Below are 17,576 nucleotides of genomic sequence, written 5' to 3'. Positions count from 1 at the left end.
CATGATGCAGAATGCCCTGTCGGTCGATGTGGAGGACTGGTTCCATGTCGGCGCCTTCGAGCGCACGATCGGCCGGGACGGCTGGGATGCGCTGACCCATCGGGTTGAGCGCAACACCGACGAGGTGCTGGCGTTGTTTGCGGAAACGGGCGTCAGCGCGACTTTCTTCACGCTTGGGTGGGTGGCAGAGCGCTACCCGGCGCTGATGCGGCGGATCGTCGATGCGGGACATGAGATTGCGAGCCATGGCTATGACCATGCGCGCGTCTTTTCCCTGACGCCTGAGGCGTTTCGGGAGGATTTGCGCCGGTCGCGCGGGCTGTTGGAGGATGCCAGCGGGGAACGGGTCATCGGCTATCGCGCGCCGAGCTTTTCGATCGATCATCGCACCCCGTGGGCGCACCAAGTGCTGGTGGAAGAAGGCTATCTCTATTCGAGCAGCGTCGCGCCGATCCGGCACGACCATTATGGCTGGCCGGATTCGCCACGCTTTGCCTGGAAGCCGGTGGAGGGCGCATCTTTGCTGGAACTGCCGGTGACAACCGCCGAGTTTGGCGGGCGCAGGCTGGCGGCTGGCGGGGGCGGGTTTTTTAGGCTGCTGCCCTATGGTTTTTCCCGTTGGGCGATCCGGCAGGTGAATGGACGGGAAGATCGGCCAGCTATCATCTATTTCCATCCGTGGGAGATCGATCCGGATCAGCCGCGGGTACGGGGTGCGCCGCTTCGTTCGCGTTTGCGTCATTATACCAACCTGTCCGTCATGGCGCAGAAGCTGCGGCGGCTGACACGTGATTTTGCGTGGACTCGCATCGATGCGCTCGTCGCCAGGGAAGCGGAGCGCGCGGCATGAACCTCGGCACAGGTCTTGGCGTGGTGCCGTTGGACCTTGACGACGCGACGCAGGTGGCGGCCGCCGAGGCCTTCGTTGCGGGCAGGGCAGATGCGACGCCGTTCCACCGACCGGCTTGGTTGAAGGCAATTGCGCGCGGGACGGGCAATCGCGGCGATATGCTCGCTGCTGTAGCGTCCTCAGGGCAGATCGCGGGTCTGTTGCCGCTGACGCACATGAGGAGCCGCTTGTTCGGGCAGGCGCTGGTATCATCGGGCTTCGCTGTAGATGGCGGGATTTTAGCGGATGATCCTGCTGTCATTGCAGCGTTGGCGAGCGCGGCCGAGGGGCTGGCGCGTGACCGTGGCGTGGGATCGGTGGAACTGCGCGGTGGGCCGCTGCCAGGGCAGGGCTGGACCGTGCATGAGGGAAGCCATCTGGGCTTTGTCCGGCCGATTGCGGCCGATGACGAAGCCGAACTGCTCGCCGTACCGCGCAAGCATCGGGCCGAATTGCGCAAGGCGCTGGCCAATCCCGCGCTCCGGGTCGAGGTGGGGCGCGACGCTCGGCTCGTCCGCGCGCACTATGATGTTTATGCGCAGAGCGTTCGTAATCTCGGCACCCCCGTCTTCCCGGCGCAGCTGTTCCGCGAGGTGCTGTCCGCCTTTGGAGAAGATGCCGACATATTGCTGGTGCTGGACGGCGACCGGCCCGTATCGGCTGTTCTCACGCTCTATCATCAGGGGCGGGCGATGCCCTTCTGGGGCGGCGGCGTCGCGGATGCGCGGCGGCTGCGGTCGAATGAGCTGATGTATTACCGGCTGATGGGGCATAGCCGGACGCGGGGTATGAAGCTCTTTGACTTCGGCCGGTCCAAGACGGGCAGCGGTCAGGCGGCGTGGAAGAAAAGCTTTGGCTTCGATCCCGAGCCGCTCACCTATCATAGCTGGTCAGCGAGCGGAGAACGGCGGGACATCAATCCCATCAGCGCCCAATATCAGCGGCGCGTCGATCTGTGGAAGAAGCTACCCTTGCCGGTCGCCAACCTGCTGGGCCCGCTCATTTCGCGGGGGCTGGGATGACGGGGGAGATATTGTTCCTCTGCCACCGCATCCCCTTTCCCCCGGATCGCGGCGACAAGATCCGCTCCTACCATATTCTCAAACGGCTGGCGGAGATCGCGCCCGTCCATGTCGGCTCCTTCGCCGATGATGATCGTGACATGGGGTTTGCGACGGATATGCAGGCACTGACCAAGAGCCAGTGCGTGCTGAAGCGCGATAGATCACGCGCTATCGCTGGGCTTGCCGGACTGGCGAAGCGTCAGCCGATGCTGGTGTCCTTGTTCGAAAGCCGGGAGATGCACCGCTGGGTGAAGCGGACAATGCGCGAGCGTCCGATTGCCGCGGTCATGGGCTATTCGGCGCAAATGGCGCATTTCGTCCCCGCGCTGCCGCCTGGCGTGCGCTTCGTGATGGACTTTGTGGATTTGGATTCGGCCAAATATGCGGCCTATGGCGCCGGGAGCGGCGGGCCGATGGCCTGGATCAACCGGCGCGAAGGGCGGCTCTTGCTCGAGTTTGAACGCGCCACGGCTCGTCGCGCAGACCTCAGCGCCTTTGTGAGCGAAGCTGAGGCAGCGCTGTTCCGGCGTGCCAGTGGACTGGATGCGGGTCGCGTGATCGCGATCGAAAATGGCGTTGCGCTCGATTATTTCGATCCGGCGGCCGCCTCTGAGCCGGTTGAGGGGATCAGCGGACCCTTGATCGTCTTCACCGGCCAGATGGATTACCGGCCGAATATCGAAGCGGTGGAAAGCTTTGCTCATCATACCCTTCCCGCCGTGCGATCGGTCCACCCGGACGCCTGCTTCGCGATTGTCGGGCGGAACCCGGTTCCGCAGGTGGAGGCGCTGAAGGCGCTACCGGGCGTGATCGTTACCGGCTCCGTGCCCGATGTGCGGGGTTGGTTGGCGGCGGCGGATGTGGTGGTTGCGCCGCTACGGATCGCGCGGGGCATTCAGAACAAGGTGCTGGAGGCGATGGCGATGGCGCGGCCGGTCGTGGCTTCGCGAGAGGCGGCCGAGGGGATCGACGCCAGCAATGGCAAGCATTTCCTGATCGCTGCCGACCCTGCCGAAGAGGTGGAAAAGGTTGCCGCTCTGCTGGCTGATCCGGAGCGGGCGCAGCGCCTTGGCCGCGCGGCGCGGGCGAGGATGGAAGAACGCTATCGCTGGTCTGAAACGCTGAAGGATCTGCCGACCCTGCTGTTCGGTCAGCGGGGCGACGCGAGCGTGCGGGCGGCGTGACGTCACGCGCTCTCTCCATGGCCCGGCTGTCGGGTAGCGCCATTATGGGCTGGCGCGGGCACTTGGCGGCGCTGGGCGTCCTGAGCTTCCTGATCCTGTCGCTCTTCCATCGCGATGTCGTCGCTATGGTTTCCATCTGGTGGAACGCTTCTACCTTCGGCCATTGCCTGTTCATCCCGATCCTGATCGCCTGGCTCGTGCAGCAGCGCCTGCCCGGCCTGCAGCAGTTGGAGCCTATCGCCTGGGCGCCCGGCCTGCTGTGGATCGCGCTCGGCGGTTTCGCTTGGCTGCTGGGCGCAGCGGCAGGCGTCGCGGTGTTCCGGCATGGCGCGTTGATCCTGATGTTGCAGGGCGCGGTCGTGACCCTGCTGGGGCCTGCAGTGGCGCGAGCGCTTCTCTTTCCGCTCTTCTATGCCTTCTTCATGGTGCCAATTGGGGAGGAGATCGTCGCGCCTTTGCAGCTGATCACCGCGCGGTTGTGCATGATGTTCCTGAGCCTGTCGGGGGTGCCTGCGCATATGGACGGCATCTTCATCACCACAGCGACCGGATATTTTAGGGTGGCGGAGGCATGTTCGGGCGCGAAGTTCGTGATCGCTATGACCGCCTATGGCGTGCTGGTCTGCAATGTCTGTTTCACCAGCTGGCCGCGTCGTGCCCTCTTCATGACGGGCGCGCTGATGCTATCGGTACTCGCCAATGGCGTGCGCGCCTTTGCCACGATCCTGGTGGCGCATCTGACGAGCATCGATGCGGCGGTGGGCTTCGACCATGTCCTCTATGGCTGGATATTCTTCGCGATCGTCATGGCGGTGGTGATGGCGGCGGCTTGGCCCTTCTTCGATCGGCGTCCGGGGGATGCTTGGTTCGACCCGAGGCAAATGAGGGGCTCATCCTGGGGAGCGGTCTCGCTTCCCCTCGCATTTGGCGCTGCCTTCGGGGTGGTTATCGCCGCGCCGCTCTGGCTGACCGTGAGCGCGGCGGCGAGCGAGACATTGCCAGGCGCTCCCACGCTCCCGGAAGTGAAGGGCTGGGCTCGGACGACTGAGCAGCCGCGCTATCCGTGGAAGCCGCGCTTCGACGCGGCGGATCATCTTGTCATGGCACGCTATCGCAACTCAGCCGGACAGGTGGTCGATCTCGCCATCGTCAGCTTCGACCGTCAGGAGGAAGGGCGTGAACTGGTGGGGTTTGCTCAGGGTGCTGCCGATCCGGACCAGCATTGGAGCTGGTCGTCGCCCGCGCCCGCGCCAAGGGACGCGCGTGGCGAGCAGATCACCGCGCCCGGTCCCGTCGTCCGCCATGTGGTCAGCGTCTATAAGGTCGGCGGAGCGCCGCTCACAGGCAGTGCGCCGCAGGTCAAGATCGACACGATGAAAGCGAGGCTGCTCGGCGGAGACCAGCGCGCTGGCGCGATCCTGATTTCCGCCGAGGAGCAGCGAGGCATGCCCGCCGACGCAGCCATTGCCGCCTTTTTGCAAGATGTTGGCGACATGAAGGATTTGGCTGACCGCAGCCTCAGCATCCGCTAAAGCCCTTTCGCATGTGCGGGATAGCGGGCATTTTCCATCTTGAAACGGCTAAGCCGGTCGATCCATACCGCGTGCGGGTGATGCTGGACGTGATGCCGCATCGCGGCCCGGACGGCAGCGGCATCTGGACCGCGCCGGGTGTGGGCCTTGGCCATCTCCGGCTTTCGATCATCGACCTTGGCGGCGGCGCTCAGCCGATGTTGACGGAAGATGACAGCCTGGCCGTCACCTTCAATGGTGAAATCTACAATTTCGCGGAAGTCCGGGCCGAGCTGGAGGCGAAAGGCCATGTCTTTCGCACGCACAGCGACACTGAGGTAATCCTGCACGGCTACCGCCAGTGGGGCGAAGCCTGTGTCGAGCGCTTCCACGGCATGTTCGCCTTCGCGTTGTTCGACGCGCGGGCTCAGTCGCTTTGGCTGGTGCGCGACCGGCTAGGGGTGAAGCCGCTTCATTATGCGCAGTTGTCGGACGGTAGCCTGATCTTCGGATCGGAATTGAAGAGCCTGCTTGCGCATCCGCTGCTCCGCCGCGCGCCCGATTTGGCGGCTGTCGAAGATTTTATGGCCTATGGCTATGTGCCCGACGACGCCTGCATGGTGGCGGGCGTGCGTAAACTGGGCGCGGGCGAGACGTTGCGCCTGGTGCGAGGCCGCCCGGTGCCGCAGCCGCAGCGCTACTGGGATGTGAGCTTTGCCGAGCGCAGCAAAGCGAAGCCTGAAGCGCTGGAGGAGGAGCTGATCGACCTGATGCGGCAGGCCGTGCGGTCGCGCATGGTCGCAGACGTGCCGCTGGGCGCCTTCCTTTCCGGCGGTGTCGATAGCTCCAGCGTCGTGGCGCTGATGGCGGAAGCTTCGTCGCAGGCGATCAAGACCTGCACCATCGGCTTCGACGTCGCAAGCCTGGACGAGACGGCCTATGCCGACCGCATCGCGCGCCGCTTCGCAACGGATCACCGGGCCAAGATCGTGTCGCCCGATGATTATGGCCTGATTGACACGCTTGCTTTCCATTTCGACGAGCCCTTTGCGGACGCGTCGGCGCTTCCCACCTATCGCGTGTGCGAATTGGCGCGGGAGAAGGTTACCGTCGCACTGTCCGGCGACGGGGCGGACGAAGCCTTTGCCGGTTATCGCCGTCACCGCTTCCAGATGCAGGGCGAGCGGGTCCGTGCGCTCATTCCCTCATCCCTTCGCCAGCCTTTGTTCGGTTCACTTGGCCGCTGGTATCCCAAGGCGGATTGGGCTCCTCGGCCGCTCCGTGCCAAATCGACTCTTCTGGAGCTAGCCGGGGAAGGGGGCGAAGCTTATGCGGCATCGGTGAGCGTCACGCCGCATGCGCTGCGCCAGCGGCTGTTCAGCCAGGACATGCGCAGTCGGCTGGGCGCCTATCGCGCCGAGGATCGCTATATCCGCGCCATGGCGCAGGCGCCCGCTCGCGATCCGCTCGATCGCGCGCAATATGCCGATATTCGCATCTGGCTGCCCGGTGACATTCTGACCAAGACGGACCGTATGAGCATGGCCGTCAGCCTCGAAGCGAGAGAGCCGCTGCTCGATCATCGGCTCGTCGAGTTCGCCGCTCGTCTGCCTGTCACTCAGCGTATTCGCGGCAACAGCGGCAAATATCTGATGAAGAAGGCGATGGAGCCTTATCTGCCGCAGGACATACTTTACCGGCCGAAAATGGGTTTCGTGACGCCGATCAGTTCCTGGTTTCGGGGGGCACTTGTGGGAGAGGCAACTGCCATTGCAGGGGGATCGGCTCTCGCAAAGACCGGCTGGTTCGACACCAAAATGCTTGGCAAAGTCGCCGCCGACCACAAGTCGGGCATCGCTGACCATGGTCGTTTGCTTTGGCAGTTGCTGATGCTCGACAAGGCGCTAGGGCGCTTGTTCGGCCTTTAAATTACCCCTTCGGCTATGGGTGAGATGCCGCGCACCCCCCTTGCAACCCACGCCTGCGGGTGCCAACGGAACAATCGGGCAAAGGGCAAGCAGGACGCCAAGTGACAGTTTCGAAGGAAATAGTTCGAGCGCGGCTATATCTGCTCTGCCTCCTTGGGGATTTGGCGGGGCTGTTCCTGTCCTTCCTGCTCGCCAACTGGCTGGTGTTGGGGGCGTTGCTGGGTGAGCCAGGCAAGCCGCATGGCCTGGTGATGTTCGCGATGGTCGCGCCGCTCTATATCCTGCTGGCCGTGCAGGGCGGCGCTTATGGCATCCATATGCTGGATAATATCCGCCGCGGCATTGTCCGCGGCCTGCTCGCCCTGGCGCAAGCAGCGCTCCTGATGCTGCTGATCGTCTATCTGGGCAAGATCGCGGAGCAACTGTCCCGTCTCACCTTCATTACAGGGCTCGGCTTTTCGGCGGTCAGCGTGGCGCTGGTCCGGCTGGCCATCAGCCGCCTCGGCGCGCGGCTGCTGGGGGAGGTGCCGCATCTTACCGCCGTCATCATGGATGGCGTGGAAATCGAAACCCGGCCGCACATGGAGTTGATTGACGCTGACGCCGCTAACTTGCGTCCGGAACGTCACGACGCCGATATGGCTGCGCGACTTGCGGCGGCGGTCGGCATGGCCGAACGCGTGATCGTCGCCTGTCCCATGGAGCGGATGAGCGATTGGTCGGTCGCGCTCAAGTCCCTGTCGGCGCGCGGCGAAATCGTCGTGCCAGAACTGTTGCGCTTCGCCCCGGCGCGCGTTGACGAGTTCGATGGGCAACCGACGATCATCGTTGCTGGTGGACCGTTCCAGTTCCGTGACCGCATCATCAAACGGATCTTCGACATAATCGTTGCTACTGTGGCTACGCTGGCCATATCTCCGGTGTTGATTGCCGCAGCTCTGGCGGTGAGGCTGACCAGCCCTGGCCCGATCATTTTCAAGCAGCCCCGTATCGGTCGCGACGCCCGTCCGTTCAACATATACAAATTCCGGTCGATGCGGACCGACGCAAGCGATCGCAAGGCTGACAAGCTCACGGCGCGGGACGACGATCGGGTAACCAGCGTCGGGCGTTTCCTCCGCCGAACCAGCATTGACGAATTGCCCCAGCTTTTCAACGTACTACGCGGGGACATGAGCATCGTCGGCCCCCGGCCGCATGCCGCAGCCGCCAAGGCAGGCGACAGCCTCTATTGGGAGGTGGACGATCGTTATTGGGAGCGTCACTGCATCAAGCCCGGCATGACCGGCCTGGCGCAAGTGCGTGGCCATCGCGGATCGACGGACCATCATCAGGACCTGATCGACCGGCTTCAGTCGGATCTGGAATATGTCACCAAATGGTCGATCTGGCGGGACCTGCGGATCATCTTCGCGACGATCGGCGTGCTTGTGCATCACAAGGCTTATTGATGCGCGGCATTGATCTGTTCCTGACGTTGGTCGTCATGCTTTCCCTGGGAGCGGTGCTGTGGCCGTTCCTTTTTTATCCCCTGATCCTGCGCATGCTGACGACCCGGCCGGAGCAGCCGGGGCAAGGGCAACCGCCATCGGCATCGCTTCTTTTCTGCGCCTATAATGAGGCGGTGGCGATGCCTGAGAAGCTCGCCAATCTGGCGATGCTGAAACGACGTCACCCGCAGCTTCAGATACTCGCCTTCGATGACGGCTCCTCCGACGACACCGCTGCGCTGATTGCTGCGCAGGGCGACTTGGTGACGCTGGTCCAAGGTCCTGGGCGCAGCGGCAAGGCCCATGGCATGAAGCGGTTGGCGGCGCGGGCGCGGGGTGATGTGCTGATTTTCACCGACGCCAATGTCCTGCTGGATGCTGAGGCCATCGACAATCTTCTTGCCCGCTATGCTGACCCGCAGGTTGGCGGCGTGCTGGGCTCGCTCCACTATATGGGGGAGGGGAAGAGCGCGACGGCGTCAGTCGGTTCGCTCTATTGGCGCATTGAGGAGCGGTTGAAGGACGAGGAATCGCGGACGGGCAATGTGCTTGGGGCGGATGGCTCTATTTTTTCCATCCGGCGCGCGCTTTACCCTGATTTTCCCGACAGCGTCCTTGATGACCTTACTGTTTCCATGGCGGTGATATTCGCGGGCAAGCGATTGGTGAAGGCGAAGGACGTCATTGCCCGCGAACGGCTGGTTGCGGCGCGCGGTGATGAATATCGGCGCAAGGTTCGGATTGCGGCGCGTGCCTGGCACACCCACGGCCATTTGCGCCCACAATTGCGGCGAATGAGTGCCATCGATCGCTTCAAATATGCTTCGCGCAAAATCGTGCGGTGGTTTGGCGGGCTGTTCATCCTGACCGCCGTCATGGCGGCCTTCGCGCTGGCGCTGCGTATCGCGCCGCTGTTAGCGATGGTGGGAGTGACGCTGGCCCTTATCCTGCTGGCGCTGGGTCTGCGGTCGAAGGGTGGCCCGGTAGCCGCTGTGGTGGATATCCTCATTGCCTATGCTGCTACTCTCCAGGGTGTGTTCAAGGCGATGAGCGGCCGCACAGTCACCGTCTGGAATCCGGCCAAGTCGCGCTGATCCCCCTCGCCAAAAGCGGGGCATATTGTATAGGCCCTCCCCAATGCTGATCGGAGCCAAGGCGTGATTACTTTCCAGCGGGTGGCGAAAGCCGCCGGCAAGCATCTGACCCGAACCATGCTCGCGCTGCGCAAGGCGATCGGCGCGCGTGCGAACCGTGCATGTCCTGCCTGCGGGCGGGGCGTGGTGGGCTTTTTCCGTTATGGCGACAATGCCGAATGGGGCTGCCCCAATTGCGGCGCGTCCCCACGCGAGCGGCTGATGAACCATCTCATTGAGGGTAAGGTGCTGCAGGTGCCGGCGGAGGGCGCGATCCTGCACATGGCCCCGAATGAAGGCAGCCTAGTGCGCCGCTTCTCCACTGCCGCCGATTACACGCCTGCCGATCTTGATCCGGACCGTTACAGCGTACAGGGCATGCGGCGCGTCGATCTGATGGCGCTGGCTGACGAGGAACGGTACGACCTCTTCTATGCCAGCCATGTCATGGAGCATGTGCCGGACGATCATGCCGTTTTGCGCAATATTCACCGGGCGCTGAAGCCCGGCGGTGAAGCCTGGCTGATCGTGCCGCTGTGGGCCAAGCCTACCGAGGACGGCAGTTTCGATATTCCGCCGCGTGAGCGGGAGCGCCGCTTCGGTCAGTGGGATCATGTCCGCCAATATGGGCCGGACTTCGCCGACCGGATTCGCGCGGCGGGGTTTGAGCTGGAGGAAATCGACGCCAGCGGTATCGATCCGGATACTCGACACTTTTACGCGCTCGACGACCGCCTGTTCCGCGCCCGCAAGCCGGTAGGAGCCGCCGCGCGGTGAGCGCCGCGCTCGGCAGGGCGGTGGCCCGGATGGAAGGGTCCGCCCGCTTCCTTGCCCTTATCAAGCTGGCCAATGTCGGGTTGACGCTGATCTGGGGCTTTGCTGTCACCTATGTGTTCGTGCGCGCCCTGCCTTTGCGCGAGTTTCAGGCATTCCTGCTGCTCGTCGCTTTCGGCAATTTCACTATTTCGGCCGAGTTTGGCCTCACCAGCATTATCTACGCCCGGCTGCGGCGTCATTGGCTCGGCCACACGGATGAGGGAGCGGGTGGCTTCCAACTGGAAGAGATGGGCGTCCTATTTCTTTTCCTGGGAATGCTGATCTTCGGCGGGTTGGTGATCCTGCTGGTCGCGCTTGTGGCCGGGGCTGTGGGTACGACGATGCCGCTGCTCTTCATCCTTTTCTTCCTGTCGGCCTGCGTGAACCTGCCCGCCCTGCTCGCCAAGCGCGCGCTGGCTGCGGTGGACGGCAATTTCTTGTGGGAAGCGCTGGATTGCCTGCGGCGATTAATGACCATCGCCCTGCTGCTGCTCATCCTCAACGGGCTTGATCCGCGCCTCTCGGTTTTGCTGCAACTGGCCATCAGCCTGACTGTCATCGGCTATGCGATCACGCTCGTTCACAAGCGGCTTGGCATGACGGCGCGGCATTGGCTGGCGTTTCGCCGAGGCGGCGTGCATGTCCGCGCGCATTATTTGCACGATATCGGCGCTTCGGCGCTGTTCACCATCTCGGAAATCGTCGGCTATAACGCGCCCTATTTCACCATTGCGCTGGCGACGCAGGACGCGCGGCCGATGTTGCTGTTCGACTTCTTCTTCAAGATGTCGCGCGCACTATCCATGGCCGTCCGTGCGACTGTCGAAGCCGCACTGCCTCGCATCACGCGCGCTTTCCATGCTGGCGACGCCGCACGGCTGCGCCAGTTGCTGGTCCGCGCGCTGGGGGCAGCCTTCCTCTTTGCCCTGATCGCCTCGGGCGCTTTGCTGCTGGTGGGGCAGTGGCTCTTTACCAAGCTATTTGCCGGGCGTGCCGCTATCGATATTACGGAGTTGTTGATAATCGATGGGGCGCTGCTGGCGCTCACGGTCATCTGCGTGTCGGTCTATATCCAGGCTGCCTTGGGACGCTTCGCCGACCTGCTGAAGCGCTCCTTGCCATTCCTCGCCGGATCATTGCTCAGTGTTCCCTTGGCGGCTCTGCTAGGCGATCGGTTCGACCTTGGCTTCCTGTCGCTTTACGCGCTGACGTTGCTGACCGTCTCGGCGCTTCATGCGCTTTCGCTCCGCCGCCTGCTTCAGGGAGCGCGGCCATGAAGGTAGCGATGGTCGATCCGTCGCTGTTCACGGGTCGCTACGATGACAGCCTGTGCGCAGCCTTGGGAGACGAAGGCGCGGATGTGAGGCTGCTCGCTCGCCCCATGCGGCCGACTGACGCCGTTGCGCCCTGCGGCTATCATTATAGTCCTCACTTCTTCCGGCGCAGCGAAGCGCTGCGCGCGCGGCTGGGCGAGGGGCGGGCCTTCCGGCTGATCAAGGCTGCGGAATATGTGGCCGCCTGCGCATTGGGAGGTCTAAAGGAACTGGCAAGCGCACAGGTGGCCCATTTTCAGTGGCTCCCTCTCGCGCCAGCCGACCGCCTGCTGCTGCGCCGGTTGAAAGGACGGACGGCGCTGGTCCACACGGTCCATAATGCCGACGCCTATCATGCGGACGCGGGTGTGCAGGGGAGCGGTTATCGCGCGCTGCTGGATTTTTTCGATGCGCTCATCGTCCATGGCGATACAACGCGCCGTGCGCTGGAGGCCCAAAGCATCGATCCTCGCCGCATCCATGTGACGCCGCACCCTCCGATGCAGTTGGCGCCAGCGACACCCGCAGATATCGCGGCGGTTCCTCAGCCGACAGCGCCGCGCTTTCTCTTCTTCGGTACGATCAGGCCCTATAAGGGCATCGATGTTTTGATCGAAGCATGCTTGTCCTTGTGGCAGGCGGGGCGCCAGTTTGAACTGGCGATAGCGGGGAAGCCCTTCATGGATATCACTCCCGTGCTGGAGAGGGTCCGGACAGCGGGTTTTGCCGATCGGCTGGTCACTGATCTGGGCTTCCTCACCGAACCGCGGCTTGACGCGCATATGGTGAAGGCGGACGCCATCATCTTCCCCTATCGCCAGATCGATTCAAGCGGCGCTTTTCTCTCGGCGCTTCACCATGGCAAGGCGATGGTGACATCGGACGTCGGCATGTTCGCCGCGCTGCGCGACGATGTCGCGATCCGCACGCCCGCTGGAAATGCGGAGTTCCTTGCCCAAGCCCTCTTGCGGCTCCTCGAAAGCCCCGCCATCAGGCAGACGGCAGGCGCAGCAGCGCGCGCTTATGGAGACAGCATGGGCAGTTGGAAGGACATGGGCTTGGCTACGATGGGCGTCTATCGTTCCGTACTGGCTGCACGCGCGTGAATCGCTATGTCCGCGAGGTAACCGACCGTGTGCTGGCGGCTCGCCTCGCTCTTGCCGGGCGAGTGCATCAATATCCGGAAATTCAGGCGTTGCGCCGCTTTCTGACCGCGTTTGCCGTCGATTGCGTGTTCGATGTGGGCGCGAACCGTGGGCAGTATGCCACGATGCTGCGCAAGGACGCCGGTTTTTCGGGCACGATCCTGTCGTTTGAACCCAATCCCGACATTTTCGCCCAACTGTGTCGCCGCGCGGCATCCGATGCAAAATGGCACGTTTTCAATGTCGCTCTGTCCGATTTCGATGGTACGGCGAGCTTCAACATCATGGCGGCTGATCAGTTCAGTTCGCTTAAGAAACCTGCGCAGGAACAGGATGCGATCTTCGCAGATCGGAACCGCGTGACCCGCACTGTGGAGATGCAATGCCGCCGCATCGACGGCCTTCTTCCCGAGCTGCGCGAAGCATACAGCTTTGCACGGCCGTTCCTGAAGATGGATACGCAGGGCCACGACCTGTCAGTCTGCAATGGGGCCGCGCAGGCTCTACAAGAAATGGCCGGGGTGCAGACCGAACTTGGCGTGCGTCCCATCTACGAAGGCGGCACCGGCTATCGCGCGATGATCGATTGGCTGCGCGACAGGAATTTCCTGCCCTCCGCCTTTTTCGCGAACAATAAAGGGCATTTCCCGCTGCTGGTCGAGATGGACGGCATTTTCGTCAATCAGGCGCTGCTGTCGCAGGAAGGCTGAATGTACGTTCCGCCCGCCCGGCCTGTCGATGCCCGCCGTCTGTTGCTGGCGGGCGCAATCGGCCTGACATTATGGCTGGGCGCGACATTCTTGTGGCACGTTACCTATCGTCAGGGCATCAGCCTTGCCGTCATCCTTTTTCTGGATCAGGATTTCCCCGCGCTTTTGGGCGGGCTTCTGCTGTTGACGCTCGCTGCGCCTTTTGCCGAAGGGATGGGCCTGCGCCTGCCCGCGCCACGCGCCCGGGTTATCGTGCCGCTGATCCTTTTGTTCGGGCTGATCGCCTGGGCCGGGCATTATTGGCTGTTTCAGAATTATTCGATCTCGCGGGATGAAGAGGTCGCCCGCTTTGCCGCCGCTTATATGCGCGAAGGTCTGTTCGCCCGGCCCATACCGGCGGAGTGGGAAGCCTATCGCCGCGCGATCATGCCAGAGTTTTTCTCGCCCTTCGGCGCGGCTGATTACTGGACGGCCGCATATCTGCCAGTGAACAGCGCGATCCAGGCGCTTTTCTGGCAGTTGGGAGATCCAAATCTTGCGGGTCCGGCGCTGCTGATGGCTGGCTTGTTCGCGCTGTGGCGCGTGGCGCTGCATCTTTTTCCCACTCGGCGCGACGCGGTATGGGTAACGATGCTGCTGGGCCTGTCTTCCGCACAGCTTTGGGTCACGGCGATGACCCCCTATGCCATGACCGGGCATTTCGCACTCAACATGATCTGGCTGGCGCTGGTCCTGCGCGGCGGAGTCATTGGTCATGTCAGCGCCGGGGCCGTGGCGGTGTTGGCGGCTGGGCTGCATCAATGGCACTTCCCCCCGATCTTCATTGCGCCTTTCATCCTTTGGATGCTGCTTGCCCGGCGCTGGACGGCTGCGGCGTTCCATATCGTCGTCCTCGCCGCCATCGTGATTGTATGGGCCAAGCTGTGGCCCGGATTTCTGGTGCAATCGCTTGGCCCGGCCGCCGATGTCCGTCCGTCGGCGGGCGTTGCGGACAAAGTCGGCAGCCTGTTCGAGCGGCTGGGTGATCGATGGCAGCCGCTGGTCAACCTCAGCCGCTTCGTCGCCTGGAACAATATCCTGATGGTGCCGTTGGCGACGCTCGGCGTCTTCGCGATGCGCTGGCGCAGTGCTTTAAGGGGGCAGGAAATCGCCCTGCCGCTGGCGCTCGGCTGTTTCGCGGGTTGTGCATTGGCTCTGGCGCAGGGCTATGGCTGGGGCTTTCGCTACGCCCATGGTTTTATCGGTCCCTTCTGCCTGCTGGCAGGGCTGGGATGGGCGCGCTTCCGTCCGGCGGCGATGCGGTCGCTCTATCTTGGCGTGGTGATCACTCTAGTCATGAGTGCGTTTCTCGTCTGGCGCACGCATGTTTTCGTTGCGCCCTATGCCGCCAGCCATCGCATGATCGACGCTTCCAAGGCCGATGTCGTGCTCGTCGATCCGCGCGGCGGACTTTACGTTACCGATCTGGTGCGCGGGCGCGATGGCGTGCCGGGACGGCCAATGGTCATGAACCTTGGCATGCTTACGCTGAATCAGGTCGATGAGCTTTGCGAGCATTATGTGGTCGAACTGTTCGACCGCGCCGAGTTCCGTCCGCTGGGTGTGCCGCTGGCCCGGTGGAACCTGGGCCGCATGGACGCGCTGCGTGCGCATATGAAGGCGGAAGGGTGCGACAAGCCGGTGCTGCCGCCTCTGCCCGAGACGATCGAGGACGCGTTCAATGCCTCGGGCGATGTGCTTTAGGGTTTGACGCCCTTCATATAGACGCGCTTTCCGCCGATCCATGTTTCCAGCACCTGGGCGGCGCGTATGTCCGCCGGGCGGGCAAGAGAGATATCCCGGTCGATCAGCAGGAAGTCCGCGCGTTGTCCCGGCAATAGGCTGCCGAATCGCTTCTCGGCAAACGCCGCATAAGCCGCCTGGCGCGTATAGGCGTTGAGCGCGGTTTCGAAGCTGACGCGCTGCTGCGGCATCCATCCGCCAGCCGGTTCGCCTGCCGCATCCTCCCGGCTCATCGCGACGGCCATGCCGGTGAAGGGATTGACGCTCTGGCCCGGTGCGCCCGATCCGAACGCAAGAGGGACGCGATTGTCTGTCATGGCCTTCCACGCATAGGCGCCCTTCAGCCGTGCTTCGCCGACCCGCGCCGCTGCCATGCGCCAGTCGGATGGCTGCTGGGCAGGTTGCATCGACGCGACGACGGCATTCTGCCCAAAGCGGGGCAGGTCGATGGGATCGACGATCTCCGCATGTTCGATTCTCCAGCGCCGATCGCCTTTGTAGGTCTCGCTGAGTTCCGTGATCGCGTCGAGCAATTCGCTGTTCGCCGCGTCCCCTGTGGCATCTACGGCGATCTGGAAATTGTCCATCGCCGCACGGCTCATGACATTGCGCAACTGGGTGGCGGGGATCAGCGGATAGCCACGTTGCCCGGCGGCATCGGCATAATCCGTCTTCAGCCATGCCCCGCGCGATCCCAGAGCGCCGTCGAGCCCGAGCTTCAGCCCGCCCATCCGCAGATGGTCGTCATATAGCCAGGGTGTCGGCTCTGGTCCGGCGATCAGCACCATATTGTCGAGGCCAAGCGCATAGGAGATGATCCGGACGCGCAATGCACCCCGGTCAGCCGATCGCCGGAAAGCCTGCCAATCCTCAATATTGGTTCCCATGTCGGCGATGGCGGTGACGCCGTTCGCCAGCAATTGCTGCTGTGCCTTCTCGAGCGCGATGTCCCGGTCCTTGGGCGCAGGCGCGGGGACCGCACGCTGGATGAGGTCCATCGCCTTATCGATAAAGACGCCGGAGGGCTTCCCGCCCGCCATCTCGATCCGGCCCCCTGGGGGCGCTTTGCTCGCGGCGGTCACGTTGGCCGCGCGCATCGCCACTGAGTTGGCCCAGCCCGCATGGCCATCTACGCGCTCCAGCCACACCGGCACGTCGCTCGCGACTGCATCCAGTTCGGCAGCGGTGGGGAAGCGGCCGAGGCCCCAAAGATCCTGGTTCCAGCCCGTCCCGATGATCCACTTACGTCCCGGATTGGCCGCTACATATTCCCGTATCCGGGCCTGTGCTTCGGCCAATGAGCGCGCCGTGGACAGGTCGAGCGTGATCTGGGAGAGGCCCAGCGCCATCACATGGACATGCGAATCGATGAAGCCGGGGATCAGCGTCTTGCCGCCGCCGTCCAGTTGAAAGTCGGGACCCTTGGGCCAAGACTCGCCCTTTTTCAGCTTCTTCTTGGGGGGCGGGGCTTCATAGCGGCCGGGTAGCAGCCTTTCGACCTTGCCCTCGTCATCGATAATCAGTGCCCGAAAGCGAACGACCTTGCCGGTCGAGTCCAGAGCGATGCCGTTCACATTGTCGATGACGCCCGACGCAAAGGCGGCCGCTGGCAACACAAGCGCGGCGACCGCCGCCAACAAAGCTCGCTTCATGCCCGTGTGATCCGCCGCACAAGCGCGCTTGTATCCTGACGGTTGCCGCCCATCGCCTGCACATCGGCGTAAAATTGATCGACCAGTGCTGTGACCGGCAGCGTCGCGCCGTTAGCGCGCGCTTCCTCCAGAGCCAGACCCAGATCTTTGCGCATCCAATCGATCGCGAAACCGAAATCGAAACTATCCTCGGCCATCGTCTTCCAACGGTTGTCCATCTGCCAGCTTTGCGCCGCCCCGCCCGAAACGGCCTCGAACACCTTGTCGAGGTCCAACTCCGCCGCCTGGGCGAAGCGCAGCGCCTCCGACAAGCCCTGGATAACGCCGGCGATGCATATCTGGTTCACCATCTTGGTGGTCTGGCCCGATCCGGCGCCGCCGACATGGACAATACGCGCGGCATAGGATTGCATGACGATCTTCGCTGCTTCGACTGCCGGTTTCGTGCCGCCGCACATGATGGAGAGCCTTCCGTTTTCCGCGCCTGCCTGGCCACCCGACACCGGTGCATCGACGCAGTGCAGGCCCCGGCTCTCGCCCTCCACGAACAACTGCCGTGCAATCCGCGCCGACACGGTAGTATGATCGACGAACAATCCGCCCGGCTTCATCGTGCGGAATGCGCCTTCGCGGCCTACCGTGACCTGTGACAGATCATCATCCGTGCCCACGCAGCTGATGACGATCTCGGCATCCTCGGCCGCTTTAGCGGGACTCACCGCGACCGCGCCACCATAGGCTTCCGCCCAGCGCTTCGCCTTGCCGATGGAGCGATTATAGACGGTCAGCTTGTGCCCGGCCTTCGCCAGATGCCCGGCGATCGGGCCGCCCATGATGCCCAGACCGATAAACGCGATATTAGCCATATGCCTCGTACAGTTAGCCGCGTAGCCTTTTGCCATAGGGCGAGTTTTCGATGAGGGCCAGTTCCTTCCGCAGCAAAATTAAGCTAGGGGCGA

Annotated in this window: 14 protein-coding genes; 12 read left to right on the top strand and 2 right to left on the bottom strand. The window is 63.3% G+C overall.

Annotation, left to right across the window (positions count from 1 at the left end; genetic code table 11):
* The first annotated feature begins 1 nt into the window (after position 1).
* From EP837_RS02315 to EP837_RS02260, 12 genes are all read left to right on the top strand, one after another.
* Entirely contained in the window at positions 2–850 is an 849-nt protein-coding gene (locus EP837_RS02315; RefSeq protein ID WP_197486325.1) for an XrtA system polysaccharide deacetylase, read from the top strand.
* Entirely contained in the window at positions 847–1,911 is a 1,065-nt protein-coding gene (locus EP837_RS02310) for a FemAB family XrtA/PEP-CTERM system-associated protein (protein WP_066524120.1), read from the top strand. Before EP837_RS02315 ends, EP837_RS02310 begins: the two co-directional genes overlap by 4 nt.
* Positions 1,908–3,137: a TIGR03087 family PEP-CTERM/XrtA system glycosyltransferase gene (locus EP837_RS02305; RefSeq protein WP_066524118.1), complete on the top strand. Its 1,230-nt coding sequence runs from the start codon at positions 1,908–1,910 to the stop codon at positions 3,135–3,137. The genes EP837_RS02310 and EP837_RS02305 overlap by 4 nt, the downstream gene beginning before the upstream one ends.
* Positions 3,134–4,669, top strand: a complete 1,536-nt coding sequence (gene xrtA / locus EP837_RS02300; protein ID WP_066524117.1) for an exosortase A — start codon at positions 3,134–3,136, stop codon at positions 4,667–4,669. Before EP837_RS02305 ends, xrtA begins: the two co-directional genes overlap by 4 nt.
* Positions 4,670–4,680: 11 nt before the next feature.
* The gene (locus tag EP837_RS02295) at positions 4,681–6,576 is read left to right on the top strand and encodes an XrtA/PEP-CTERM system amidotransferase (protein ID WP_066524116.1); all 1,896 of its coding nucleotides are present in this window, start codon (positions 4,681–4,683) and stop codon (positions 6,574–6,576) included.
* 101 nt (positions 6,577–6,677) lie between these two features.
* Complete coding sequence (locus tag EP837_RS02290) at positions 6,678–8,027, top strand: sugar transferase (protein ID WP_066524113.1); 1,350 nt, start codon at positions 6,678–6,680, stop codon at positions 8,025–8,027.
* On the top strand, positions 8,027–9,160 hold the full coding sequence (locus EP837_RS02285; RefSeq protein WP_066524112.1) for a glycosyltransferase: 1,134 nt from the start codon (positions 8,027–8,029) through the stop codon (positions 9,158–9,160). The genes EP837_RS02290 and EP837_RS02285 overlap by 1 nt, the downstream gene beginning before the upstream one ends.
* Positions 9,161–9,223: 63 nt before the next feature.
* Entirely contained in the window at positions 9,224–9,976 is a 753-nt protein-coding gene (locus tag EP837_RS02280; RefSeq protein WP_066524111.1) for a class I SAM-dependent methyltransferase, read from the top strand.
* Between the two features lie 29 nt (positions 9,977–10,005).
* Positions 10,006–11,292 carry a hypothetical protein gene (locus tag EP837_RS02275; RefSeq protein ID WP_066528540.1) on the top strand — a complete coding sequence of 429 codons (1,287 nt, stop codon included), beginning with the start codon at positions 10,006–10,008 and terminating at the stop codon, positions 11,290–11,292.
* Positions 11,289–12,434, top strand: coding sequence for a glycosyltransferase family 4 protein (locus EP837_RS02270; RefSeq protein WP_066524110.1), 1,146 nt, complete (start codon positions 11,289–11,291; stop codon positions 12,432–12,434). Before EP837_RS02275 ends, EP837_RS02270 begins: the two co-directional genes overlap by 4 nt.
* A complete protein-coding gene (locus EP837_RS02265) occupies positions 12,431–13,183 on the top strand; it encodes an FkbM family methyltransferase (RefSeq protein ID WP_066524107.1) in 753 nt (250 codons plus the stop codon). Before EP837_RS02270 ends, EP837_RS02265 begins: the two co-directional genes overlap by 4 nt.
* A complete protein-coding gene (locus EP837_RS02260; RefSeq protein ID WP_066524106.1) occupies positions 13,184–14,926 on the top strand; it encodes an MFS transporter in 1,743 nt (580 codons plus the stop codon).
* On the opposite strand, the gene EP837_RS02255 is transcribed toward EP837_RS02260, so the two are convergent.
* On the bottom strand, positions 14,923–16,617 hold the full coding sequence (locus EP837_RS02255) for an amidohydrolase (RefSeq protein ID WP_197486295.1): 1,695 nt from the start codon (positions 16,615–16,617) through the stop codon (positions 14,923–14,925). The two genes, EP837_RS02260 and EP837_RS02255, sit on opposite strands and share 4 nt — an antisense overlap.
* On the bottom strand, positions 16,614–17,483 hold the full coding sequence (locus tag EP837_RS02250; protein WP_066524104.1) for an NAD(P)-dependent oxidoreductase: 870 nt from the start codon (positions 17,481–17,483) through the stop codon (positions 16,614–16,616). The genes EP837_RS02255 and EP837_RS02250 overlap by 4 nt, the downstream gene beginning before the upstream one ends.
* Positions 17,484–17,576 lie beyond the last annotated feature (93 nt).

The organism is Sphingobium sp. EP60837 (assembly GCF_001658005.1).
In the GTDB taxonomy this organism is placed as follows: domain Bacteria; phylum Pseudomonadota; class Alphaproteobacteria; order Sphingomonadales; family Sphingomonadaceae; genus Sphingobium; species Sphingobium tyrosinilyticum.
Note: the sequence above shows the minus strand (reverse complement) of the source record. Positions and strands in the feature narration are given on the sequence as shown.